We start from the raw sequence: 22,108 nt of genomic DNA on the forward strand, positions 1-22,108 counted from the left end.
ACCAATGAACGTTTTCTGCGAGAATCGTACATTCCACAGTTCATCCATAAAAAATTTACGAACTTTAACGGGTTACAGGCGAAGCTGAAATTTCAGTTTCATCCGTGCCGTTTTGAATGGTTGGTTTTACCATAATACCAATAAATTCGTACATTAAGGAGGGGAAAATGAAAGTTGAACCGATTACTTCAATGAAGGATGTTAAAAACATCAAGCGGCTGTTACAGGAGCATCCTCGAAACCTGTTACTTTTCATTATGGGAATTAACTCAGGTCTGAGGGCGCAGGATATTCTAACTCTGCGAGTGGTAGACCTACTGGACAAGAAGGTCGGTGACCGGATCGTGGTCACTGAGAAGAAAACCGGGAAGCAAAATGTTGCGATCATCAATAAGGAGATTGCTGAAGCTTTCCAGAATTATCTTGAACATTACGAACCGGATGAAGATCAGTTTCTGTTCCAGAGTCGTAAAGGAAAGAATTATCCGATCACGACCTACAGGGTTACCGGATTACTGAAGGAGTGGACGGCTGCAATTAACCTGAAAGGAAACTACGGTGCTCACAGCTTGAGAAAAACGTTCTGTTATCACCAACGAGTCCATTTCGGGGTTTCATGGGAGTTGTTGAGCAAGCGTCTTAACCACTCCAGCCCAAGTGTTACTCGCCGCTACATCGGTGTTCAGGACGAAGAAGTTGAAGAAATCTTGCTGAACAATATTTGAGGCTGGTTTGTAGGAGCATCTGCATGACGATTGTGCAGGTGCTCTTCCATTTTTGAGTGTCAGAAGAAAATTTAAAAAAATTTAACTTTTTTTGATGTCGAAGGGTGTTGGAGGAAGCAGAGGCTAATGATTGAGAGATGTATGAGCAAGAAAAAAATGGTATATTCAGGTGTGAAATCTATATTGATTTAAGGGTGTTGACGATTTTTTGTCTGACCTTAGTTCTTAAGTCATGAATGAAAATTACGAACCGAAAGGTCCCTACATCTCGGCTAAGGCTGCCGCAGAATACGCAGGGTATTCATATGATCACTTTCGCCAGCTGGTGAAAAAATATCGGATACCCAGACGCGGTCCATCCAAAGTCAGATTTGCACTTAGCGATCTGGATGAATGGATGCTTAATCCCAATTTCTTTTGTGAAGTTCCAGTAGCCAGCAAGAGAAAAAGAAAATTTAAAACCGTAAAAATTAAAGGAGGTTAGTATGTCTATTCACATGCGGAAAAGTGGCAGCTACTTCGTCCGATATAGGAAGAATGGTAAGCAGAAGCAGAAGAGTGGTTTTGGCTCCGGTGAAGCAGGCAAAGCTCGTGCAGAGGAGTTTGACCGTTCTGTGAATGGAAAGAAGAATGATGATCAGGAATTGTTGGCTAACAACATCGAATACATTGATCAGCTTGCCCAGCGTTATTACACTTCGGATGATGTAGATATGAGCAAGCAGTGGCGCAGGGATTGGCTCAAAATGTTCAATGAGCGTCTTCTTCCAGAGTTGAGTCAGATACCAATCTCTCATCTTAAGGGGGATACTATCTCTCGTCTTGTAAAGCAAAAGTTCCCTGAAGCATCCCTTGTGACGCGCTCGACATATGTGGGGTATGTGAAGGCGATGTTTTCATGGGGTGTTAGAATGGAGCTGATTGAGAAAAATCCTTTAGCTCATTTTACCCGGAAAAGCTCCCCCCAGAAGGACTTGTTGGTAGATAAGGAGTTGATTCTGAATATTCGTGATGCATGTGTCCCGCACATTGCGCTTGGTGTAGAGTTCATTGCCAACACTGGCGTTCGCCCTGGCCCGGTAGAACTGCTGGGAGTCAAGTGGGAACATATCAACTGGAAAGACTCGACAGTCAGTGTTTTGGGCAAGAACCGCAAGTGGCGGATAATACCTCTGAAGCCGGAGTTTCTGGAGAAATTGATGATCCAGAAGGAGAAGGCCAAAACCGACTATATGATCGAATACAATGGTCGTGGAAATCTTGATGGTATTAACCAAGGTTTCAGAAGGACATGCAGGAAGATCGGTGTCGATGATGCTGTTGAACTCTACGATATTCGCCACTGGTTTTGCTCGATGCTGCTCGCAAAGGGAGTCCCAGTGAAGACTGTGAGTATGCTCATGGATCACAGTTCAACCCGCATGACGCTTGATGTGTATGGGCACTTTATCCCGGGAGATGAAGCACAGGCGATTCAAGGGTTGCCGGATATATTCTAGAAAAATTACCTGCCGGATTGTCGGGTAAAGAAGGGGGTGTCAGAAAATGATGCTCCCTTTCTTTTTGGCAATTGAAAATAAAACATCAAATCGGACTTGCTGCCGTAGCGGGAGACGGAGATAATTCGAGGAATCAGATGGAGAATGTGCAAGGCAGCAGGGTAATCAGGGGATGAAAACTGTTCGCTCAAACAAGCTCTAACACTTTGGTAATCACTTCCCTGAATCAGCAGATCATACAAACCCATTCATACATTTTCTCAATCATTTTTCTTCAACATAGGGTCAACAATGGTTGACCATCCGGTTGACCGTCCACAAAAAAAGGGTCTAGGAATTGATCCTAAACCCTTGAATTTACTGGTAGGCACGAGCAGATTTGAACTGCTGACCCCTTGCGTGTCAAGCAAGTGCTCTCCCCCTGAGCTACGCGCCTATTTGGTCTGCCGACTCGCTGTCGACGAAGATGGTTCTACGTAAGAGGGGCTTTGTTGTCAAGCAGGTTTTTAATTTTTTTTATGATTGTGTTTCTTTGTTAAAATAATCAGTGGTTTGCCCCCAGCATTTACGGGCTTTTCTTTTCGGTTTTAAACGTCGTCCTGAGGATAAATTTATTATTATCAGGAAGATATTTGTCTGTTTAGGCTTTTCTAAGGGATTGCTCTCTGATACTAGTTTTTTTATGAGTGGGCAGAGTGAAGAAAAAATTTATAAAATCGGTCAAGCGGCTAAGCTTGTTGGGCTGAAATCGTACGTGTTGCGGTTTTGGGAAGGCGAGTTTGAGCAACTTGAGCCTATCCGTACCGAATCAGGGCAGCGTTTATATAATGATGGTCATATTGCGTTGATCAGACGGATAAAGACTCTTCTCCATTATGAGGGGCTGACGATTGAAGGAGCCCGCAAGCGTCTTGATTCTCCTGAGGATGAACAGAAGGAGTGTACACAGATGCTAGCTGGTTCTGCCTCCGGGGCTGTTTCCCAGCTTCCTCTATTCAGCAGTGAGTGTGACTCCTACGGGCATGAGAAAGAGCTTTTAAAGGAAATACGTGCCGAGCTTCGGGAGCTTAAGAAACTGCTTAGTTAGTTGATATTTTGTATAAAAAAGGGGGGAAGGTTCATCGAACCTTCCCCCTTTTTTTGTTTTTCTACTGCTGGGGTGGAAATTTGCGGGTGTCCCTTGAGTGGAGGTAGAGGCAGAAGGGCACAAAAGCGGCAATGAATCCCGGCAGCATTGGTTCCCATGGAATTTCAAGGAAAACCGGAATGACCATTGATGCTCCGTAGAGAGTTGCGAAGCAGGCCAGAAAAGAAAGGTAAAATGAACCGGAGAGGGCTCCGGCAGCAGCAATGACGATGCCGGTCCAGAATATTTTTTCGGGAACCAGATGCGGATTCAAGGTGTATACCTTCCATGAAATAAGCATCGTTACGCCTGCTATCAAGGCTTCAAGGATGGGGGAGAACTTGTTTTTGTCCAGCATGTGCATGATTGCGCGAGGCAGCAGAAAGCATGAGTATAAACACATACCCAGCGTCAGGGGGAATATGTAGAAAAATGCTTCAGTCATGTAGGCCGGGTTTGGTACCGGATTAAGCATGTTGTCCAGAAAACCCTGATACTGTGCATAGAATAAAAAGGCCCCTAAAAGAACGGCTGTGCTTGGCCAAAGAATGGTTCCGGAAACCTTTTTATGCGGCTTGAGCTGAAACTTTCTGGCTATCGCAAGCGGAATGACAGCCCCGAATATCGACATCCCAAGACAGAAATAAAAAAGAGTGGTGTCGCTCATCCTGTGGGCAAATCGGCGACCGACCATTTTAGGCCATTCGGAACCGAACATGGCGTCCAGCAGGCCGGGAAGCTTGACCATGGATACGAGATATAATGCGTAGGCGACAATGCTCGCCAAAAGTAGATAACGCTTGTTTTTCATGTCGATTGTTTGCCTTATTCCATCGCTCTTGGCAAATGCTTTTGGCTGTTTCCCCTAAATAAGCAGGGGAATCATGGAAGCATCTGTTTTTTTATTTTATAGTTTGATTTTATAGCCGGAGAGGATATATTTAGAAAGTGTATTTATTGATAAATGCAAGTTTCACTTGTGGGTGAAATTTTTAATAATAGCAGTCTAAATTCAACGCTGAACGGAGATTCTGCAGATGAGTAAAGCGGTAAAAATTATATTGGGAGCGCTGGGAGCGCTGGTTTTGATCGTGGGCGCGGCGATGGTGCTGGCAGTGATGCTGATTAATCCCAATGATTATAAAGCTGACATTTCAAATGCTGTGCGGGAACAGACAGGGCGGGAGCTTGTGTTTAACGGTGATCTTGAACTTTCGGTTTTCCCGTGGATCGGGGTTAAAACCGGGGGGATCTCACTTTCCAATGCAGCAGGTTTTTCTGAAAAGAATATGTTCAGCCTGAAATCTGCCGACGTAAGTCTTAAATTGCTGCCGCTCATTTCCGGTAAAGTTGAATTGCGAAATGTTGATGTTGTGGATTTACAATTATTTTTGATGCGTAACAAGCAGGGTGTAACTAACTGGGATGACCTGACTTCCGGCGAGGACAAAGGCCATAAAGAGGAAAAGTCTCACTCAAAAGATAAATCCAGCTCGCAGATCAGTCTTTCCGTGGGCGGGGTGAATATAGAAAACGCCAGCGTAGTGTGGGATGACCGCAAGGAAAATGTTCGTCAGGCTGTTGATGACTGCGATATCAACATTGAAGGCTTTGCACCCGGAACTCCGTTTAATTTCAACGTGCACATTGTTCTTTCTTCTACCAAGCCAGAAGTAAAAGCTGATATTACAACTACCGGTCAGGCTTCTCTTTCTTCAGATTTCAAAAAGATCGGCGTAAAGGGCCTAAGTGTTGTGGTGGATGCTTCCGGTCAGGCTGTTCCCGGTGGCAAAGGAATGATCAACATTAGCGGTGACGCCGCTATGGATATGCTTAAAGGCTCAGCCGATATTTCGGGTCTGATCTTAAAGGCCTACGGTATGAGTGCTGAGGGAAGTCTTGCAGCTAAGGGTTTGAATTCCAAATCCATGAGTTTTTCCGGTGATATGAATGTCCCCGGATTTAATCTGAAGGAAACCATGGCGCAGATGGGCATGGAGCTCAAGACTGCGGACAGCAAAGCTCTTACCTCTGTGGGTATGAACTTCAATTACGCAGGTAGTCCCAAGTCTGTTGAGATTAACGACCTGCTGATTAATCTTGATGAGACAACAGTTAAAGGACTTTTCTCCTTTTCGAATCCTGATCGACCCAACATTGTGGCCCAACTGGGTATCGATAAGATCAATGTAGACAGCTACCTGCCCCCGGAAGAAAAACAGAAGGCTGCCTCCAAAGAGGAAAAGCCCGCTTCCACAAAGAAAGAAACCAAATCCAAATCGGAAGAGGGGCTGATTCCGGTAGAGCCGCTTCGTAAACTGACTCTTAAGGCTGACCTGAATATCAAGCACTTGATTGCTAAGAAAGCCAACATAACTGAAGTAGTAGTGCGCGCCCGGGCAAAAGACGGGGTGCTCACCGTGAAGCCCGCATCATTTAATCTGGCTAAGGGAGCGTTTACTTCTTCGGCGGTCGTTGATGTGCGCGGCAAGACTCCGGTGATGTCCTTGAATGCCGGGTTGACCGGGTTGGATGGTGAGGATCTCGCCAGGCAGATGACAGGCGAAGATAAGTTCTCCGGCATGATGAGTTTTAACAGCGGCCTGAAAACCAGTGGTAATGACATGAAGGCTGTGTATGCTAACCTGAATGGTAACCTCGGGTTTAAGGTGCTCGACGGTTACGTCTCCGGTTTTGACCTTGTTTATCTTGTTGGCGATGCATTTTCTCTTCTGACCGGAGGAGCGTGGGGCAAGCGTGACAGCAAGCGTACCGAGTTCGGCGAGGTTTCCGCTACCGCTAAAATTACAAATGGCATCGCGGATAACCGTGACCTGTTAATGAAATCGCCTCTTTTGCGCGCAGCCGGAGCCGGTAAACTCGATTTGAACAAAATGCTGGTTGATTATGATCTGGACGCAAAGGTTGTCGGAACCCTTGAAGGGCAGGGAGGCAAAGGTATGAAAGATCTCATCGGTCTGACTGTTCCGGTAACTATTAAAGGTGATGTAGCTGATCCATCAATTATGGTCGATATGCCACGGTTTGCTGCGATTCTGGCTAAGTCCGGCTTTAGTATCGCAGGCAGCGTTATTGAGGGTGTGGGCGATGTCCTCCAAGGGATCGGTAATACCTTCAGCGGCAGCAAAAAGTCTGATACCGAAACTGAAACCAAGAAAAATCCTGTTCAGGAAATTGGTGGAGCAATTAAAAACTTATTTTAATTTAGTTGTTTAATATCAATCTAAGATCATGTTCCGGGCCGTCTTTTAAGTAAGATGGCCCGTTTCTTTTAATACTCCTGACAGATTCTGGCAGAAAGTGTCCCGTATAGAGTGTAGTCTATATTTAAGTAAGTATAACTATATGGAGTTGAATGGATGAGGGAGAATGCACTTTATGATGTTTTGGTTCGTGAGATGAACCACGTTAAGTCAGGGATGAAATGTCCGGAGAAGGCCGCTTTAAGTGTTATGAATGAGTTCGCACACGAAAGTGTTTATGTTTCAACCAGATTTTTGAAGCATGCCGGACTGGCTGTGAAGGTGGCTCAATTGAAAGATTACGGCGTAGAAACATGTGACATTGCCGAACGGCTGGGAATCAGCAAACGACATGTGCGCAGGCTTTATGCGTCGATGAAGAATTGATGAAGGTATTAGGGGAGGATATTAAAAAAGGCAGACGGTTTTGAGACCGTCTGCCTTTTTGCAGTTAATGAATAGTAACTATTGAGGATTGCGAAGACGTGTAGCCGTTAGGCGGTAAGCTTTGCTGTGAGCCTTATGGCTACTGAGAGCAGAGCTGATGATCTCTTTTGCTTAATGCCGCTATTTAGTCCAATCGAGAATTACTTTGCCGGACTGGCCACTACGCATCACATCGAAGCCTTTCTGGAAGTCATCAATTTTGAAGTGATGTGTGATAGCAGGGGTAACATCAAGGCTGGATTGAAGCATGGATGCCATTTTGTACCATGTTTCAAACATTTCACGTCCATAAATACCTTTGAGTTTCAAGCCCTTGAACACAACCTGATTCCAGTCGATGGCGGTGTTGTCGGGCAGAATTCCCAGCAGGGCAATGTTGCCGCCGTGGTTCATCTTATCCAGCATGTCGTTGAATGCGATGGGGCTGCCGGACATTTCAAGGCCGACATCGAAACCTTCGGTCATGCCCAGTTCGGCCATAACGTCTTCAAGCTTTTCTTTGCTTACATTCACAGTGCGGGTCGCGCCCATGCTTCCGGCGAGTTCAAGACGGTAGTCGTTGAGGTCGGTGATGACGATGTGTCTTGCACCTGCATGGCGGGCAATGGCAACAGCCATCATGCCGATGGGGCCAGCACCGGTGATGAGCACGTCTTCACCAACGAGATCAAAAGAAAGTGCTGTGTGCGCCGCATTTCCGAGGGGGTCGAGAATTGAGGCAACATCGTCGCTGATGGCATCATTCAGTTTGAAAACGTTCGCAGCGGGGACACATACATATTCTGCGAAACATCCGGGTCGGTTAACACCGACACCGATAGTGTTGCGGCAGAGATGGCGTTTACCGGCGCGGCAGTTACGGCAGTGTCCGCAGGTTACGTGTCCTTCAGCGGATACGCGGTCACCGAGGGCCAGACCCTGAACCTCGCCGCCCAACTTTTCGATAGTACCGACAAATTCATGACCCACAACCATAGGCACGGGGATGGTCTGTTGGGCCCAGTTGTCCCAGTTGTAAATGTGTATGTCCGTTCCGCAGATGGCAGTTTTCTTTACTTTGATCAGGACATCGTTGTGCCCGCATTCCGGTACCGGAACTTCTTCCATCCAGATGCCTTCTTCGGCTTTGCTCTTTACGAGGGCTTTCATGGTGCTCATTTCTATATTGTGCCTTATTATTTGATAATTTCGAGTTCGCGGCCGACTTTAATGAATGCGTCGACAGCTCTATTGACCTGTTCCGGGGTGTGTGCGGCGGACATCTGGGTGCGGATGCGGGCCTGTCCACGGGGTACAACTGGGAAGCTGAATCCGATTACGTAGATTCCTTCCTTGAGCAGTCCGGCAGCCACTTTCTGTGCCAGAACAGCATCACCAAGCATAACCGGGATGATGGGGTGGTTGCCGGGAACGAGGTCAAAGCCAGCTTCTTCCATGCGGGTGCGGAAGATGCGGCTGTTCTCTTCAAGGCGTTCACGAAGTTCCGGTTTTTCGGCAATCATATCCAGCACAGCGATAGAAGTGGAAGCGATAACCGGAGCAAGGGTGTTGGAAAAGAGGTAAGGACGTGATCTCTGGCGCAGCCATTCGATGATTTCCTTGCGACCTGAAGTGTACCCGCCGGAAGCTCCGCCGAGGGCCTTGCCGAGTGTCCCGGTGATGATATCAACACGGTCCATTACGCCACAGTATTCCGGGGTTCCGCGTCCGTTTTCACCGATGAAGCCCACTGCGTGCGAATCATCAACCATGACCAGTGCGCCGTATTTGTCAGCCAGATCACAGACGGATTTGAGGTCAGCGATGATGCCGTCCATGGAAAATACACCGTCGGTTACGATGAGTTTGTATCTGCATCCTTCGGCAGCCTTGAGCTGTTCTTCAAGGTCAGCCATGTCGTTGTTCTTGTAACGGAAGCGCTTGGCTTTGCACAGACGCACGCCGTCGATGATGGAAGCGTGGTTGAGCGCATCACTGATGACTGCATCTTCATTGCTCAGGATGGTCTCAAAGAGTCCGCCGTTTGCATCAAAACAGGAACTGTAGAGGATTGTGTCTTCGGTTTTGAGAAATTCGCTGATTTTATCTTCCAGCGCTTTGTGCACATCCTGCGTTCCGCAGATAAAGCGCACGGAAGAAAGACCAAATCCGTACTGATCGAGGGCTTTTTTGCCTGTCTCGATAAGATCGGGGTTGTTAGCCAGTCCCAGATAGTTGTTAGCGCAGAAATTGAGTACTTCCTGCCCGCCCTTTACCGAAATAAGAGCCTGTTGCTGGGATGTTATGATTCTTTCATCTTTGTAAAGGCCGTTTGCTTTCAACTCTTCGGTCTGGGCTGAAAGTGCCTGAAGGAAATTATTTTTCATATACGTTTCTCCCGTCCGTAAATAGTGTTGCTACGCGTTATTTAAAAATCAATACACTAAATTGTGTCAAGCAAAATTTTGATATTAAATTTTTTGCATAATTTAAAAAATGCTGTCAATTTCTAAAAACGTGTCAATGTAATCAGATATTGACGGAATTGTTATTTTTCACCTATGTATGTTTCGTTAAATGATAAAAAGAGAATTTATATTAAATGAAGGAGATTTCGAGTGAAAGAGCGTCCTTTGGTACTTGATGAAGTAGATCGTAAAATTATTGAAGAATTACAGCGTAATGGGCGCGAGTCTTACAAAAATATCGCCCGCAAACTTGGTGTTTCCGATGGAACCGTGCGTCTACGCACTGAGCGCATGATCAAAAATGACTACTTGAGAATTACTGCTTCCGTAAATCCTCTCTATTTTGAAAACAGCCTTATTGCCATGATCGGCATTGACCTTGAAGAAAGGGCAACTCCTGAAATTATGAAAAAAATTGCAAAGGTTCCCGGGGTTCAGTCTGTAATGAATGTTTCCGGGCGTTTTGACCTTCTGCTTGAGGTTTTTGTCCCTTCACGAAATGCTTTTCGCCAGTTCTTAGTTGATGACCTTTCAAACATAGGCGGCATCAAATCCACCGAGTCTTTTATGTTTTTGGAAGCGGTCAACAAATGGGCCGAGCACAAGGAGTAGCTTCCGCTGCTCCTTGTTTATGGTTTTAGAAATCTGATATTGCCGTTTTTGTAAGGGTTGATCTTCATCTGTCCGTCCGGACATACCCCGCGGTACGCAGGATCTCCGCAGTTAAGCTGACGAGATGGTCTATACCGGCGCAGATGAATCAACTGGATTTTTCGTTTCCGCTTGCGGCGGAGCATCTCATCCACGTCTTCAATATGTTTACTCCAGCTTTTGTAAGCCCGGTAAGTTACACTCAGCTGTTGGTAGTCGACGACCTCATTTTTCCGCCTGATACCTAAAAGGTTGAGAACCTTGCGGACGAAAGTCTGCTTGGGTGTAATCTTGATTGTTACCGGCGGATTTTTGTGTTGTTCGACCCGCTTGTCAATTTTTTCACCCTGCTTGTTACTTTCTTTTGCCTTGATAGCAATTATGGTTTGTTCCAAATCTCTTATGCGGCGGGATCTTCTGTATTCTTCTGATTTTCCATTTTGTCGAAGGTCGTGATAATCAATAGAAAGAAAGACGTCTTTCCCGGTCTGGAGTACAACCAGATCATAAATTGAAGCCAGGTTAACTTCTGCATATGGTTGATGGTAGAAAAGTTCCTCTTCCACTTCTGCAATGTCCCTGTGTGCGTAATTCAAGCTTCCGTTGCGGTATGCTCGCAGAACTGCTTCAAGGGCCGGCGAAGGCTGGACGTCTGTTGCCTGTTTAACCTTTCCTCCGTTTTTAATTATTCCAAGGTCCTCCTGATTGACTGAGTAGTTGATTTTGATGTCAGGCTTGCTGGAGAATTCTAGCTTGGTTCCGTTTTTTACCCGTTTGATAATATTTTGAAGTTCTGCAGACGGTTTAACGTCGTCGGCTTTGGGCGGTTTTACATCTTCTTTACTTGGAATCGGGGCCAGATCGGGAGTGAGCAGATTGGCTTCGGTAGTTTCGTTGTTTTCGTTTATATTAAAGTCCAGTGAGAATTGATCTGCTTCTTCCTTGTCGTTATTTTCTATTGAGATTGAAGACGTCAGAGTTGCTTCAGCATGTATTGCGAAGAATAGGATAAGCAGCATCATGCACAGAGCGGAACCAAATGTGTGTGTTTGTTGAGTAGCAAAGTATGTTCGGGGAAAGGACATATTCAATCCTGAGAGTCCGTTGCGGAGTATGTTTGTCTAGTTGATAGATTCTGGTCCGTAGTTCTCTGTCATGGTTGTTTTGTTACAAAAGAATCTTTTATCCTTTAGCGATTTATGTCAATATACGCTAAAGTGTTAATGCTTAAAACAGTTTTTCTTTTATCCAATTGATCTTATCCCGGTGGAGAATATGGCCAAGTTTTTCCGAATAAGAAAGGGACAAGTCCTTCCATATAAGCTTCTTGTCTATATTTTAATCTGTAGCTCCTTTTTTACAATCCTTGGTACCAGTCTGCAGTTGTACATGGAATACCGCAGTGATGTCAGTGAGATTCAGAAAGGTTTCGGGCAGATAGAACATAGTTATGTAAACACCATTGCGGCCAGCCTTTGGGATATCAATATTGATCACGTAAAAATCCAGCTCGAAGGTGCTTTGAAGTTGCCCGGGATGCGGTATCTTGAAGTAGTGGAGATGTCTTTCGGATCGGTTGATCCGGTGGCCTTTATCGGTGATGTCCCGGACGGAAAGAATATTATTGAAAAGAATTTTCCGTTGATTCACGTGATCGATGGCAAGAGCGTTGAAGTAGGACAACTGCGTGCTGTTGCTGATTTGGATAATGTTTTTAAGAGGTTGCGATTGCGTGTTTTTGTAGTCTTGCTTACGCAGGCGGTAAAAACTTTCTTGGTTGCCCTCTTTATTCTCATGATTATTCACTACATGGTCACCCGCCATCTGCAGAATATGGCTGAATATGTGCAGGAAATGGATATCAGCAATCTTGGCCGCAAACTTGTCCTCAACCGGCGGAAGAAGCATTCCAGACCTGATGAAATTGACCGGGTTGCAGATGCTTTCAATGAAATGCGGCTTAATCTTATTCGCGATATTGCCGAGCGTAAAAAAGCCGAAGAAGCTTTGCGTCAGTCGAATATGATTGTTGAAAAGAGTCCGATGGTTCTGTTCAAATGGAAGAATGAAAAAGGCTGGCCGGTCGAGCTGGTTTCTCAGAATGTAAGTCAGCTTGGATTCCGTGCTGAGGATTTTATTTCCGGGAAAATTAAATACGGTGAAATTATCCATCCCGAGGATCTGGCTAAGGTTGAAAAAGAAGTGCAGGACTTTGTAAATTCAGGCGTTGAGCACTTCAATCATGAGTACCGGATTGTCGATCCTTCTGGGAGTGTTTATTGGATTGCTGACAGTACTGTAGTTGTCCGCAATATTGACGAAGAAGTTACTTCCTACATGGGAATTACTTACGACTTTACAGAAAAAAAGGCGGCCGAGAATGAGCTGGCCCGTCTACGTAATCTTCTTAAAAATACCATTGATTCCATGCCTACCATGCTGGTCGGGGTGGATGAGGAATTGCGCATAAACCAGTGGAACAGGTCAGCGGAAGAAGATACCGGCTATACTTACGAGCAGGTCCGTGGAACCCATCTTTTTGATGTGTTTCCGCAGCTTAAAAGCGAAATGGATCTTATTTCAGATTCAGTAGTTAATCTTGAAGTCCGTGAAAAGAATAAGATTCCTTTCAATACTGATGGGCATATCCAATATAAAAATATTAAAATTTATCCCTTGCTTGAAAGTGCGGAAAGGCGTGATGCTGTTGTTTTGATAGATGATGTTACCATGAAGTCGCGTCTTGAAGACATGATGATTCAGACGGAGAAAATGATGTCTGTCGGTGGACTGGCTGCCGGTATGGCTCATGAAATCAACAATCCGCTAGGTGCAGTCCTTTCAGGGGTACAGGGCACTGAAAGAAGGCTTTCCCCTTCGCTCAGGAAGAATGTTGAAGTTGCAGCTGAGCTGGGGCTAGATCTGAATAAAGTCCACCAGTATATGGATCAACGCGGTATTCTCGGCTATTTGCGTGGTATCAGCGATGCCGGACGCAGGGCTGCTTCCATTGTCCGAAATATGCTTGAATTCAGCCGTAAGAGTGAGTCTTCCCGTACCCATGCACAGGTAAAAGGCGTTCTTGAAAAAGCCTTGAGCCTTGCTGAGAACGATTACGACCTCAAGAAAAAGTACGACTTTAAGGTTATTGAAATCCGGCGGGACTATGAGCAGGGGCTTCCTGCCGTGGGTATAACAGAAACCGAGATTGAGCAGGTTTTTCTTAACATCTTCAAAAATGCGGCTCAGGCTATGTCTGAAAAGGACTATGGCGATGAACGGCCGACTCTTACCTTGCGGACCCGTAGGGATGGTAAGTTTGTCCGGGTCGAAGTTGAAGATAATGGTCCGGGTATGGATGAAGATGTCCGCAAGCGAGTTTTTGAACCGTTTTACACCACTAAGCGAGTTGGTTTGGGGACCGGATTGGGGCTTTCAGTCTCATATTTTATTATTACCCGTAACCATGAAGGTGAGTTCCTCGTAGAATCAGAAGAGGGGAAAGGTTCTAAGTTTATCATCCGATTACCTGCCGACGGAGAGAAAACCTAAATAATTAAGATTATATGTTTTGAGTTATTAAGGTCTTCCTCTCGTGTAGTGGAAGACCTTTTTCTTTAAATGACTGTTTTTATATTTTTTATAATTTTAAGTTTGGGTTAATTAAATTGCGGGGAGAGATTATAATGGCTGTAATTGTGTTTCAGCTCAAACCTTTCAGGGAGGTTTTAAGATGAGGTTGAATATCAAAAATAAGCTGATCTTGCTTATTCTGGCCGCAGTGTTGTTGTGCGCAGGTGGTATTGCGTCTATTTCTTTTGTCAAAATGACTGATATGGCAGAAACCGCTTTTGTGCAGTCCTCGCTCAGCGAGTTGCAGCAGGTGGATAATTTTATATCTGAGTTCATGCATGAGGCTGAGTTGAATGCTCTTTTTCTGAGCATGGACCCCGGTGTGCAGGATTCAGCAGGTCATAATCCTAACTTCACCGTTGATGATATTGATCATATTTATAGAAAAGATATGGATGAACACGGGAAAAGGGTCTTTGATCTGTTCCTGCAGATGAAGAGCAGCCATTCAGTTTATGCTAATGTTTATGTCGGCATGGAAGATGGCGGTTTTAACATGGCACCGGAAGATGCTCTGCCCAAGGGCTACGATCCAAGACAGCGACCTTGGTATAAGGAGGCAGTATCTTCTTCGGAGGCTACTTCTTTCAGTAAGGCGTATCAGTCCACCACAGGTGGTGCGGTGAGTACTGTTACTGCAAAAGTACTTAAAAGTGGCAGGGTGGTTGGTGTTGTCGGCTTTGATATTAACCTCTCAACTCTTACGGATGTGGTCTCGGCAGTCAGGATAGGTGACTCCGGCTACATTATATTAATGGAAGGTGATAACACCATTCTTTCTGATCCGGTTAATAAGGATTACGCATTCAAGCAGGCAGATGAACTCGAAGATCCCGGTATGAAGGAACTTGCCGGGATGGAAAATGCTTTTTCGCAGGTCATGCTGGACGGTAAGGAAAAGTTTGTCCGTGTGTACACTTCCCCGTCTCTTGGTTGGAAACTTGCTTTGTTGATTGATAAGTCTGAGATTATGGCTGATGCGCATAGCACCGTAAAGGACACCTTGTTCATAGGGCTTGGAATTGCTTTGGTGCTCTGCCTTTTGGGTTGGTTTGTTGCAAAATCCATTGCTTCACCAATCCAGATGCTGGTCGGTGCGGCGCAGTCTGTTTCCAATGGTGATTTCGATGCTATTCCTGATGAGTCCCGTTTTTCCGGTGAATTGCTGACTTTGCAGCAGGCTTTGAAGGGGATGGTCGTCGAGTTGGGTATGCTTTTGAAATCAACTGAGGAAAAAAATCTTGAGGCTGAAGAGCAGACCAAGTTGGCCAAGGATGCGTTAGCAGAGGCAGAAGAAGCCAGAACAGCCGCAGAAGCCGCAAAGCGTGAAGGTATGCTGCAGGCCGCTAATCATCTTGAAACAATTGTGGATCAGATTACCAGTGCTTCCCAGGAATTATCTGCGCAGATTGAGCAGTCCCGGGGCGGGGCTGAGGTCCAGCGGGAACGTTCCGCAGAGGCCGCAACTGCCATGGAAGAGATGAACGCTTCGGTTTTTGAGGTTGCCCAGAATGCATCGCAGGCAGCTGAAAGTGCAGATGATGCCCGCAAGCAGGCTGAAAACGGTGGCGGTATCGTGGGCAATGTTGTCTCCAGTATTGCCGAGGTAGACTCCGCTGCAGGGCAGATGGCTGTTGGCTTGGAAAATCTGGGCAAAAGGGCCGAAGGGATCGGGCATGTTATGAACGTGATCACTGATATTGCCGATCAGACTAACCTGTTGGCCCTTAATGCGGCTATTGAGGCAGCCCGTGCTGGTGATGCCGGGCGTGGTTTCGCTGTTGTTGCTGATGAAGTGCGGAAGCTTGCCGAGAAGACAATGGATGCCACCAAGGAAGTTGGTGATGCTGTTTCCGCCATTCAGTCAGGGACACGCAACAGTATAAACGATATGGAAAAAGCTTCCGGCATGGTCGAACGGAGTACTTCTTATGCTTCTGAGGCCGGTGAATCTCTTGCATCGATTGTGACTATTGTTGAGTCTACTGCCGATCAGGTGCGGGCAATTGCTACAGCTTCAGAAGAGCAATCTGCTGCTTCTGAAGAGATCAACCGCAACACAGATGAAGTAAACAGGATCGCAGGTGAAACTGCACAGGCGATGGAGCAGTCTGCTCAAGCAGTACATGAGTTGTCAAATCTTTCTGAGGAACTGCAGAGGGTTATTGATGACTTGAAGCAAGCATAAAATTATTCTGCATAGTAACTATGAAGGCCGTTCTTTTAACAAAGAGCGGCCTTTATTTTGATGTTCTCTAAGAATTATGAAGATTGGATTGTTTTGGTGCTCAGGGGTACGGAATTGATCTTTAAAATCATGCAAGTCTTAGTGTCTTAATGGGGTTTTTATAACGACTTGTTTGTTGTTTATTGTTTACTTCAATTGTTGTACTTAATGATATGTTTTATAAAATTATGCATTTAGATGATTTAATGCTGGTCATGTGTGAGAAGTTGATTTAACTGCATTGTTCGTGGCGTGTTATGTTGCATGGTATGTGAGATAATATATTGTTGGGGCGTTTGCTTACGGTCTTGCTATTGAATTGAAAAGTGGTTAGATTTCGCACTCAATGACTAAATGCATTTTCGAGGGGATGCACTAGTCCGGCCTAATTTTTAGGGGGATTTTTTTATGGTTGCCAATGCAGGCCTGAAAAGACGCGTTTTGCGCGATGATGTTGTAGAACATATAGTAGATAGTATTTTGAATGGATATCTCAAGCCTGGAGATAAGATTGTTGAGACACGAATTTCTCGCGAGTTACAGGTTAGTCAGGGAGCTGTTCGGGAGGCTATCAGGGATTTGACAGCACGTGGGTTTGTTGAAACTGAACCTTATAAAGGGTCCAGAGTGAAAGTGCTCTCTTCGGGAGAGTTGTACGAGTATTATGCTGTTAGAAGCGAACTTGAGCCTTTGGCTCTTGGGTGGGGTTTTGAGCTGGATAAAATTGATGTTGCTCAGTTAGCGGATAGTGTTGAAAAAATGTTTTCCGGTGTTGCAAAAAGAGATATGACGGCCATCGGCTTGGCAGATCTTGAGTTTCACCGTGCTATCGTAGAATGCTCAGGCAATGGCTCGCTCGTCCGTTCATGGGAGGCGTTGGCCAATGATTACTGGATATTCACCCTTGCAAAGAAGAATCTTGAGGACGGTATGGATCTTGGTGCGCATGCAAATGAGCATAGGCAGATTGTTACTGCTATCGAGTCCGGAAATCTTGATCAGATGAAAGAAAAGCTCCGCGACCACTTCGCGCTTTAGGATTGTTTTTAGCCGTTGCAGGCTAGCGCAGTGCTGCTGCTATTTTTTGTTCCTGCTTTATGTATTTATGCTGTCTGGTGGAACGGATAAAAGATTTTACCCCCTTCACCCCATCAGTACTGGCAGCAATTCTCTTGGCAGCTATCGCCTCGTTTATGCTCGCAACCCTGCCTACAAGTACAACATTACATTGCACAGATTTTACGGCTATATTGGCCCCCCAGATTGAATTGTCATTGAGTAGGGCGCTCTTTATTGCCATCTGGATTATGTAATCGTTTGTCTTGTTGCATGCATTCTTATCTTCTGCAAAAAGATAAGTTGTCAGTGAATTTACCTTCTTGTTCTTTTTGACTATTTTGCGGATGCGTTGAAAGTCTTCCTTTTCGTCATATTCCCCGACGACATAAACATGTCCATTGTATGCGTAAGTGCTCAGGTCCAGTATGTTCAACTCTTTTTCATCAATGATTTGGGACTGGATGTTTGTTTCAAGAATTTCGTCTTCAATGATTGTCTGGAATCCACGTTCGTCTGTGCTTATGGCGTAGGCATTATAAAAAGTGCCCACCGAAGACGGTATCATCATCGGGCCGGGCAGAGGCGGCAGAAGCACTGAAGCGGAGCAGCCGCTCAGGCAATAAATGGCGAAGAGGGTAAGGCATATAAACATTTTCCGCATCTCGTCATCATCCTTGATTGGAGTTTCTGAGATCAGAAAAAGCAAGAGTCGTGCCGTTTTGTTTTAAACGTATTTAGTTGATAAAACTTAGCAGTTTATGAATTCTGTTTGTGTAAGTGTGTTTTTCTATTATAACTTTGTGCCAAATTTTTGAAAGTTCTTTCGCCAATTGCGGGCGGCTTTGTATAAATTCAATCCTCGCAGGTAGCTCAGCAGGGGTTTTAAAGCTGCAATGCTCAACCAGCTCTTCTGGGAAGATGGATAAACCCTCAGTGTAGTCGCTAAGCAGAAAGCCTCCGGCAGCCCAGACGTCAAAGTTGCGCTGGGTCAGGCCGCAGGGCAGGAGGGGGCTGGTCATGTTCAGGCTTATCCCGGCTCCGGCATAGACAGATGGCAGTATGGTGAAATAGTCCACGGGTGGTCTGATATCAGCTTGTGGCAGGTATTGGTTCCAGCCTTCATCTCCGAAGACGGTAAGTTTGTCTCCTGCATACTGTAATGAGAGAATGCGCCAGAGCAGTCCTGATTGTTCGGCCTTGAATCCGGTTGCCCTAATTTTCTTATCCGGCCAGAATTTATTCAGATTGTCTTTCTGAGTCCACCACTCAAAATCAGGTTTATTTTTATTGCCGATGGCCTGCATGGCTGCGGTTTCGTCCTGCGCATTGAATGTACAGCCTGAAAAAAAGTTGTCCTTGGCCGGGAAGCTGGAACGTCCTACAAAAACCGTGCGGTCTTTGAGTAAAGGGTACGGGGGTACTTCTTTTTTGAAAATTTGCGGGTCAGTAGCCAGAGGCATGTGACCTACTTTATGCGCTCCGTGCTCTTCGAGGACGGGGATGAACCAATGGTCAGTCACCAGCAGCGGGACTTCGCGCCAGTAATTTGATTTGATACCCGAGATTACATGAAATGGATTGTCTACCAGCCACACCGCAACTTTGACTCCTGCTTCCCGGAGCATGAAAAAAGTTTCGCCTGCATTATCCAGTCCATTGAAATTTACGCTAACGACAAGTTCCGGCAATTCTTTGTGTAGCAGGGAGAGCAATTCTTTGCGCATTGCATCCGGTTCGATTACCCTGTAAGAGAACCCCTCAGTTTCAAAAGCGCGACAGAGTTCCGGCAGGAGCAGGGAATTATCGTTTCCTGGAATCCAGACGGTTTTGGAGCGTGGTTTGCGCATGATTTCTGCGCGGGCAATGCTTAACCTTGAGAGCATAGGTTCCCAGAAAGACGGAAAGAAACGTTTGCCCGGGGTGTAGAGAATGGTCCTGAATTTGGAGAGGTCTGCTTCTTCCGGTCCAATTTGCTTAAATCGGTCCGGGATTGTATACCCTTCGGGCAGTTGCGCGCTTAGATCCGGGCAATCCATATAATATAAGTCTTTTGCCTGTGGGCATAAGGCTGCCGCCAACTTCGGGTTAGGGCCGAGTCCGAGGAATAGTATTTCCCCAGCGCCGCCGAGGTCCTGAAAATACCTTTCACCTTCGGGCAGTGCTTGCGGTTGGCCGGATTCATTTTTTATGCGGATTCTTTCGGGTCGCTGCATTTCTTACGATACTTGGCTTGCGGGCCGTAATAAGTTAATTTCAATCACCTTATAACGCAGTCGGTTGCAAAAGTCTTTTGCGGATCACTGCGAAACTAAATCAGATTATGAAACAATATCGCGATCATTATTTTAAAAGGGCTAAAAAAGAAAACTATCCTGCCCGTTCCGTATACAAACTTCAGGAACTGGATAAGCGCTTCAAGGTTTTTGCAAAAGGCCAGAATGTTATGGATCTTGGGGCCGCTCCCGGTTCATGGACCCTTTTCGCTGCCAAGAAAGTCGGGGACAATGGCCGTGTGCTGGCTGTGGATATCCAGTCCACTGACACCGCTTTTCCTGATAACGCAACTTTTCTGCAGGCCGATGTGTTCGAGGACTCTCCTGAACTTCTGGCTGCAATGGATAAGCAGCTGCCGTATGACCTGATCATCAGCGACATGGCACCCAAGACAACCGGGGTTAAGTTTGCTGATCAGGCCAACTCTCTTGAGCTTTGCGAACGTGCGCGTGATATCGTGCCCAGCAGGCTTAAAAAAGGTGGTCATTTCATCGTTAAGATTTTCGATGGCCCGGATGTAAAAGAGTACATTGACTCTCTGCGCCAGATGTTTTCCAAGGTGAAAAGATTCAAGCCGAAGAGTTGCCGTGAGGAAAGCAAGGAGTTCTTTGTAGTAGGGCTTGGCTTTCGCGGCATTGCAGACAGCCAATAAACAGCATCTGCTTAGTTGCTGCGAGACAGACTGAAACTCGCGTATTACTTATACGCTTCGTTCCAGTCTTTTTCTTGCGCCTCGCATTTGGCTCTGTTTTGACTGTCTGCGAGATTTTACTTTGAAGACAAACTCAGTTAGTAGTGCTCTACATCATTATATATAAATACTGTCCCATCAAAAAAATATAAGGCGGGACTTTGATATTCTCTAGGAGGAAAAAATGGCCGGACATAGTAAATGGGCTAACATCCAGCACAGAAAAGGTAGACAGGACGCCAAGCGCGGTAAGATTTTCACCAAAATGGCAAAGGACATCATCCTTGCAGCCAAGGGTGGAGGCGATCCGACAATGAACCCCTCCCTGCGTCTTGCCATATCCAAGGCAAAAGCAGTGAACATGCCCAACGACAAGATCGACACTGCAATCAAAAAAGGTACTGGAGAACTTGCCGGTGGTGATATTGCCGAGGTCATGTACGAAGGTTACGGTCCCGGTGGTGTTGCTGTTCTGATCGAAGCTGCTACTGACAACAAAAACCGTACTGTAGCTGAAGTGCGCCATGCTCTTGGTAAAGGCGGCGGTTCCATGGGGGAAGCCGGTTGCGTTGCGTGGATGTTCGATAAGAAGGGCGTCATGGTTTTTGATGCTGAAAAGTACACCGAAGACCAGCTGCTGGAAATCGGCCTTGAAGCAGGTGCAGAAGACGTAATCGCAGAAGACGGTTCTCTTGAAGTTCACTGCATGCCCGAAGATTTCACCGCAGTTCAGAAGGCTTTTGAAGCTGCAGAGTGCACAGCAAACAGCTCAGACCTCGCTTTCGTCCCCAAAAACCTCGTGGAAGTTGATGTTTCCACTGCCAAGAAGCTCATGAACCTCATGGAAAAGTTGGAAGACAATGAAGATGTACAGAATGTACACGTCAACGCTGACTTCCCCGATGAACTTATGGCTGAAATGGAAGGCTAGATGGACGAGTCCGGTATTGTAATCATCGGCATTGACCCCGGAACCCGCGTGACCGGATACGGAATCGTGCGAGAACTTTCCGGGCAGGTATCCCTTGTGGACGCCGGGACAATCCGCACCAATACCAAAAAGCCCATGTGCTCGCGGTTGGGGGAGATCTATTCCCGCATTGCTGAGCTTATAAAAGATCATTCACCGGATGAGGCGGCAATCGAAAACGCGTTTGTCGCCTCTAATCCGGCTTCGGCTCTTAAGCTGGGACAGGCCCGTGGCGCAGCAATGGCTGCCTGCGCAGTCTCTGGCCTTGTGGTTTCCGGCTACGAGCCAACCAAGGTCAAGCAGAACCTTGTCGGCAGTGGACGGGCTGATAAATCTCAGGTCGCTTTTATGGTGGAACGCATCCTCGGCGTGAAAAATACCAAGTGGGCCAATGATACCACCGATGCGCTGGGCATTGCGATCTGCCACCTCAACGAACGAAGATTTTCAAGGATGGCCGGAAAATGATTGCCTATATCCACGGTAAGCTGCTTGAAGCCACAGATAGGTCCTGCATAATTCTCACTCCCGGCGGAGTGGGGTATGAATTATTTCTGACTCTCACAGCTGTTTCAACCCTGCCTGAATCAGGTTCGGATGTGACCTTTTACGTTCATTCCGTGATACGTGAAGATGCCTTTGATCTTTACGGCTTTCCCTGTTTTGATGATCGTGAAGTGTTCCGTACACTCATTTCCGTAGACCGCCTTGGCCCTAAAAAGGCGTTGGCGATTCTTTCCCAGTTCGGTCCCAAGGAATTACAGGATCTCGTTTTTCGCGAGGATACCAAGACCCTGTCCATAGTGCCCGGCATCGGACCCAAGTCCGCGCGTCAGATTCTTTGGTCGCTCAAAGATAAGATGGAAAATCTCAAATCCGCCACTGTGCGCAGCGGAGCTTGTCCTGTAGAAGGCGACCGCAGTGAATTTCTTGACGCTCTCTCCGGTCTGCGCAATCTTGGCTACGGGGATGATGAAGTGCGCGAACTGCTTAAGGAAATATTCGAAGAAGAACCTGATCTCGAGGCAGGTGGAGCTATCCGCGTGGCTTTGAAAAAAATTTCCCAGAACAAGTAATTTTTCAGCAGGCAGTACCG

General features: G+C 46.2%; 20 protein-coding genes and 1 tRNA gene. 14 read left to right on the forward strand and 7 right to left on the reverse strand.

Translation table 11 applies throughout. The features are described from left to right. Positions 1 to 167 precede the first annotated feature (167 nt). The 3 genes from ACNI29_RS13165 (at position 168) to ACNI29_RS13175 (ending at position 2,224) form a co-directional block, all read left to right on the forward strand. Positions 168 to 725, forward strand: a complete 558-nt coding sequence (locus tag ACNI29_RS13165; RefSeq protein WP_419778829.1) for a tyrosine-type recombinase/integrase — start codon at positions 168 to 170, stop codon at positions 723 to 725. 232 nt (positions 726 to 957) lie between these two features. Further along, the gene (locus ACNI29_RS13170) at positions 958 to 1,209 is read left to right on the forward strand and encodes a helix-turn-helix transcriptional regulator (protein WP_419778830.1); all 252 of its coding nucleotides are present in this window, start codon (positions 958 to 960) and stop codon (positions 1,207 to 1,209) included. Position 1,210: 1 nt separating this feature from the next. Then, the gene (locus tag ACNI29_RS13175) at positions 1,211 to 2,224 is read left to right on the forward strand and encodes a tyrosine-type recombinase/integrase (RefSeq protein WP_419778831.1); all 1,014 of its coding nucleotides are present in this window, start codon (positions 1,211 to 1,213) and stop codon (positions 2,222 to 2,224) included. 361 nt (positions 2,225 to 2,585) lie between these two features. On the opposite strand, the gene ACNI29_RS13180 is transcribed toward ACNI29_RS13175, so the two are convergent. Further along, a tRNA-Val gene (locus tag ACNI29_RS13180) sits at positions 2,586 to 2,660 on the reverse strand. Between the two features lie 246 nt (positions 2,661 to 2,906). On the opposite strand from ACNI29_RS13180, the gene ACNI29_RS13185 reads away from it, so the two are divergent. Beyond that, positions 2,907 to 3,311: a MerR family transcriptional regulator gene (locus ACNI29_RS13185; RefSeq protein ID WP_419778832.1), complete on the forward strand. Its 405-nt coding sequence runs from the start codon at positions 2,907 to 2,909 to the stop codon at positions 3,309 to 3,311. A gap of 61 nt (positions 3,312 to 3,372) precedes the next feature. Here the strand turns inward: ACNI29_RS13185 and ACNI29_RS13190 are convergent, their stop codons facing one another. Next, a complete protein-coding gene (locus ACNI29_RS13190) occupies positions 3,373 to 4,161 on the reverse strand; it encodes a hypothetical protein (RefSeq protein WP_419778833.1) in 789 nt (262 codons plus the stop codon). A 226-nt stretch (positions 4,162 to 4,387) separates the two neighbouring features. Here ACNI29_RS13190 and ACNI29_RS13195 point away from each other — a divergent pair, with 226 nt between their 5' ends. Together ACNI29_RS13195 and ACNI29_RS13200 are read left to right on the forward strand one after the other, a co-directional pair. Then, positions 4,388 to 6,574 (forward strand): AsmA family protein, encoded by a 2,187-nt coding sequence (locus ACNI29_RS13195; protein WP_419778834.1) that lies wholly within the window; start codon positions 4,388 to 4,390, stop codon positions 6,572 to 6,574. A 156-nt stretch (positions 6,575 to 6,730) separates the two neighbouring features. Next, complete coding sequence (locus ACNI29_RS13200; protein WP_419778835.1) at positions 6,731 to 7,000, forward strand: hypothetical protein; 270 nt, start codon at positions 6,731 to 6,733, stop codon at positions 6,998 to 7,000. Positions 7,001 to 7,180: 180 nt separating this feature from the next. Here ACNI29_RS13200 and tdh read toward each other — a convergent pair whose 3' ends face one another. Next, positions 7,181 to 8,218: an L-threonine 3-dehydrogenase gene (gene tdh, locus ACNI29_RS13205; RefSeq protein WP_426803762.1), complete on the reverse strand. Its 1,038-nt coding sequence runs from the start codon at positions 8,216 to 8,218 to the stop codon at positions 7,181 to 7,183. 17 nt (positions 8,219 to 8,235) lie between these two features. Continuing rightward, positions 8,236 to 9,426 carry a glycine C-acetyltransferase gene (locus ACNI29_RS13210; RefSeq protein ID WP_419778836.1) on the reverse strand — a complete coding sequence of 397 codons (1,191 nt, stop codon included), beginning with the start codon at positions 9,424 to 9,426 and terminating at the stop codon, positions 8,236 to 8,238. 231 nt (positions 9,427 to 9,657) lie between these two features. Here ACNI29_RS13210 and ACNI29_RS13215 point away from each other — a divergent pair, with 231 nt between their 5' ends. Beyond that, the gene (locus tag ACNI29_RS13215) at positions 9,658 to 10,119 is read left to right on the forward strand and encodes an Lrp/AsnC family transcriptional regulator (protein WP_419778837.1); all 462 of its coding nucleotides are present in this window, start codon (positions 9,658 to 9,660) and stop codon (positions 10,117 to 10,119) included. A gap of 17 nt (positions 10,120 to 10,136) precedes the next feature. On the opposite strand, the gene ACNI29_RS13220 is transcribed toward ACNI29_RS13215, so the two are convergent. Beyond that, complete coding sequence (locus ACNI29_RS13220) at positions 10,137 to 11,180, reverse strand: hypothetical protein (protein WP_419778838.1); 1,044 nt, start codon at positions 11,178 to 11,180, stop codon at positions 10,137 to 10,139. Between the two features lie 367 nt (positions 11,181 to 11,547). Here ACNI29_RS13220 and ACNI29_RS13225 point away from each other — a divergent pair, with 367 nt between their 5' ends. The 3 genes from ACNI29_RS13225 to ACNI29_RS13235 all read left to right on the forward strand — a co-directional run bounded on the left by ACNI29_RS13225 (position 11,548) and on the right by ACNI29_RS13235 (position 17,056). Beyond that, positions 11,548 to 13,710, forward strand: a complete 2,163-nt coding sequence (locus tag ACNI29_RS13225; protein ID WP_419778839.1) for an ATP-binding protein — start codon at positions 11,548 to 11,550, stop codon at positions 13,708 to 13,710. Between the two features lie 181 nt (positions 13,711 to 13,891). After that, positions 13,892 to 15,979, forward strand: coding sequence for a methyl-accepting chemotaxis protein (locus ACNI29_RS13230; protein WP_419778840.1), 2,088 nt, complete (start codon positions 13,892 to 13,894; stop codon positions 15,977 to 15,979). A 447-nt stretch (positions 15,980 to 16,426) separates the two neighbouring features. Continuing rightward, positions 16,427 to 17,056: a GntR family transcriptional regulator gene (locus ACNI29_RS13235; RefSeq protein ID WP_419778841.1), complete on the forward strand. Its 630-nt coding sequence runs from the start codon at positions 16,427 to 16,429 to the stop codon at positions 17,054 to 17,056. Between the two features lie 22 nt (positions 17,057 to 17,078). Here ACNI29_RS13235 and ACNI29_RS13240 read toward each other — a convergent pair whose 3' ends face one another. Further along, on the reverse strand, positions 17,079 to 17,729 hold the full coding sequence (locus ACNI29_RS13240; protein WP_419778842.1) for a BON domain-containing protein: 651 nt from the start codon (positions 17,727 to 17,729) through the stop codon (positions 17,079 to 17,081). An 82-nt stretch (positions 17,730 to 17,811) separates the two neighbouring features. Continuing rightward, positions 17,812 to 19,290, reverse strand: a complete 1,479-nt coding sequence (locus ACNI29_RS13245) for a glycosyltransferase family protein (protein WP_419778843.1) — start codon at positions 19,288 to 19,290, stop codon at positions 17,812 to 17,814. A gap of 107 nt (positions 19,291 to 19,397) precedes the next feature. Between ACNI29_RS13245 and ACNI29_RS13250 the strand changes: the two genes are divergently transcribed. The 4 genes from ACNI29_RS13250 to ruvA all read left to right on the forward strand — a co-directional run bounded on the left by ACNI29_RS13250 (position 19,398) and on the right by ruvA (position 22,088). Then, positions 19,398 to 20,003, forward strand: coding sequence for an RlmE family RNA methyltransferase (locus ACNI29_RS13250; RefSeq protein WP_419778844.1), 606 nt, complete (start codon positions 19,398 to 19,400; stop codon positions 20,001 to 20,003). Between the two features lie 223 nt (positions 20,004 to 20,226). Next, positions 20,227 to 20,973: a YebC/PmpR family DNA-binding transcriptional regulator gene (locus ACNI29_RS13255; protein ID WP_419778845.1), complete on the forward strand. Its 747-nt coding sequence runs from the start codon at positions 20,227 to 20,229 to the stop codon at positions 20,971 to 20,973. Continuing rightward, positions 20,974 to 21,480, forward strand: coding sequence for a crossover junction endodeoxyribonuclease RuvC (gene ruvC, locus ACNI29_RS13260; protein WP_419778846.1), 507 nt, complete (start codon positions 20,974 to 20,976; stop codon positions 21,478 to 21,480). Next, positions 21,477 to 22,088, forward strand: a complete 612-nt coding sequence (gene ruvA, locus ACNI29_RS13265) for a Holliday junction branch migration protein RuvA (protein ID WP_419778847.1) — start codon at positions 21,477 to 21,479, stop codon at positions 22,086 to 22,088. The genes ruvC and ruvA overlap by 4 nt, the downstream gene beginning before the upstream one ends. The last annotated feature ends 20 nt before the right edge of the window (positions 22,089 to 22,108 follow it).

This window comes from Maridesulfovibrio spiralis (SeqCode), assembly GCF_048571135.1.
Taxonomy (GTDB): Bacteria; Desulfobacterota; Desulfovibrionia; order Desulfovibrionales; family Desulfovibrionaceae; genus Maridesulfovibrio; species Maridesulfovibrio spiralis.

Coding starts and splice junctions, on each gene's coding strand:
- ACNI29_RS13175 (WP_419778831.1), top strand. CDS start 1,211: ATGTCTATTCACATGCGGAAAAGTGGCAGCTACTTCGTCCGATATAGG.
- ACNI29_RS13255 (WP_419778845.1), top strand. CDS start 20,227: ATGGCCGGACATAGTAAATGGGCTAACATCCAGCACAGAAAAGGTAGA.
- ACNI29_RS13190 (WP_419778833.1), bottom strand. CDS start 4,161: ATGAAAAACAAGCGTTATCTACTTTTGGCGAGCATTGTCGCCTACGCA.
- ruvA (WP_419778847.1), top strand. CDS start 21,477: ATGATTGCCTATATCCACGGTAAGCTGCTTGAAGCCACAGATAGGTCC.
- ACNI29_RS13230 (WP_419778840.1), top strand. CDS start 13,892: ATGAGGTTGAATATCAAAAATAAGCTGATCTTGCTTATTCTGGCCGCA.
- ACNI29_RS13165 (WP_419778829.1), top strand. CDS start 168: ATGAAAGTTGAACCGATTACTTCAATGAAGGATGTTAAAAACATCAAG.
- ACNI29_RS13235 (WP_419778841.1), top strand. CDS start 16,427: ATGGTTGCCAATGCAGGCCTGAAAAGACGCGTTTTGCGCGATGATGTT.
- ACNI29_RS13250 (WP_419778844.1), top strand. CDS start 19,398: ATGAAACAATATCGCGATCATTATTTTAAAAGGGCTAAAAAAGAAAAC.
- ruvC (WP_419778846.1), top strand. CDS start 20,974: ATGGACGAGTCCGGTATTGTAATCATCGGCATTGACCCCGGAACCCGC.
- ACNI29_RS13200 (WP_419778835.1), top strand. CDS start 6,731: ATGAGGGAGAATGCACTTTATGATGTTTTGGTTCGTGAGATGAACCAC.
- tdh (WP_426803762.1), bottom strand. CDS start 8,218: ATGAGCACCATGAAAGCCCTCGTAAAGAGCAAAGCCGAAGAAGGCATC.
- ACNI29_RS13195 (WP_419778834.1), top strand. CDS start 4,388: ATGAGTAAAGCGGTAAAAATTATATTGGGAGCGCTGGGAGCGCTGGTT.
- ACNI29_RS13210 (WP_419778836.1), bottom strand. CDS start 9,426: ATGAAAAATAATTTCCTTCAGGCACTTTCAGCCCAGACCGAAGAGTTG.
- ACNI29_RS13170 (WP_419778830.1), top strand. CDS start 958: ATGAATGAAAATTACGAACCGAAAGGTCCCTACATCTCGGCTAAGGCT.
- ACNI29_RS13185 (WP_419778832.1), top strand. CDS start 2,907: ATGAGTGGGCAGAGTGAAGAAAAAATTTATAAAATCGGTCAAGCGGCT.
- ACNI29_RS13245 (WP_419778843.1), bottom strand. CDS start 19,290: ATGCAGCGACCCGAAAGAATCCGCATAAAAAATGAATCCGGCCAACCG.
- ACNI29_RS13225 (WP_419778839.1), top strand. CDS start 11,548: ATGGAATACCGCAGTGATGTCAGTGAGATTCAGAAAGGTTTCGGGCAG.
- ACNI29_RS13240 (WP_419778842.1), bottom strand. CDS start 17,729: ATGTTTATATGCCTTACCCTCTTCGCCATTTATTGCCTGAGCGGCTGC.
- ACNI29_RS13220 (WP_419778838.1), bottom strand. CDS start 11,180: ATGATGCTGCTTATCCTATTCTTCGCAATACATGCTGAAGCAACTCTG.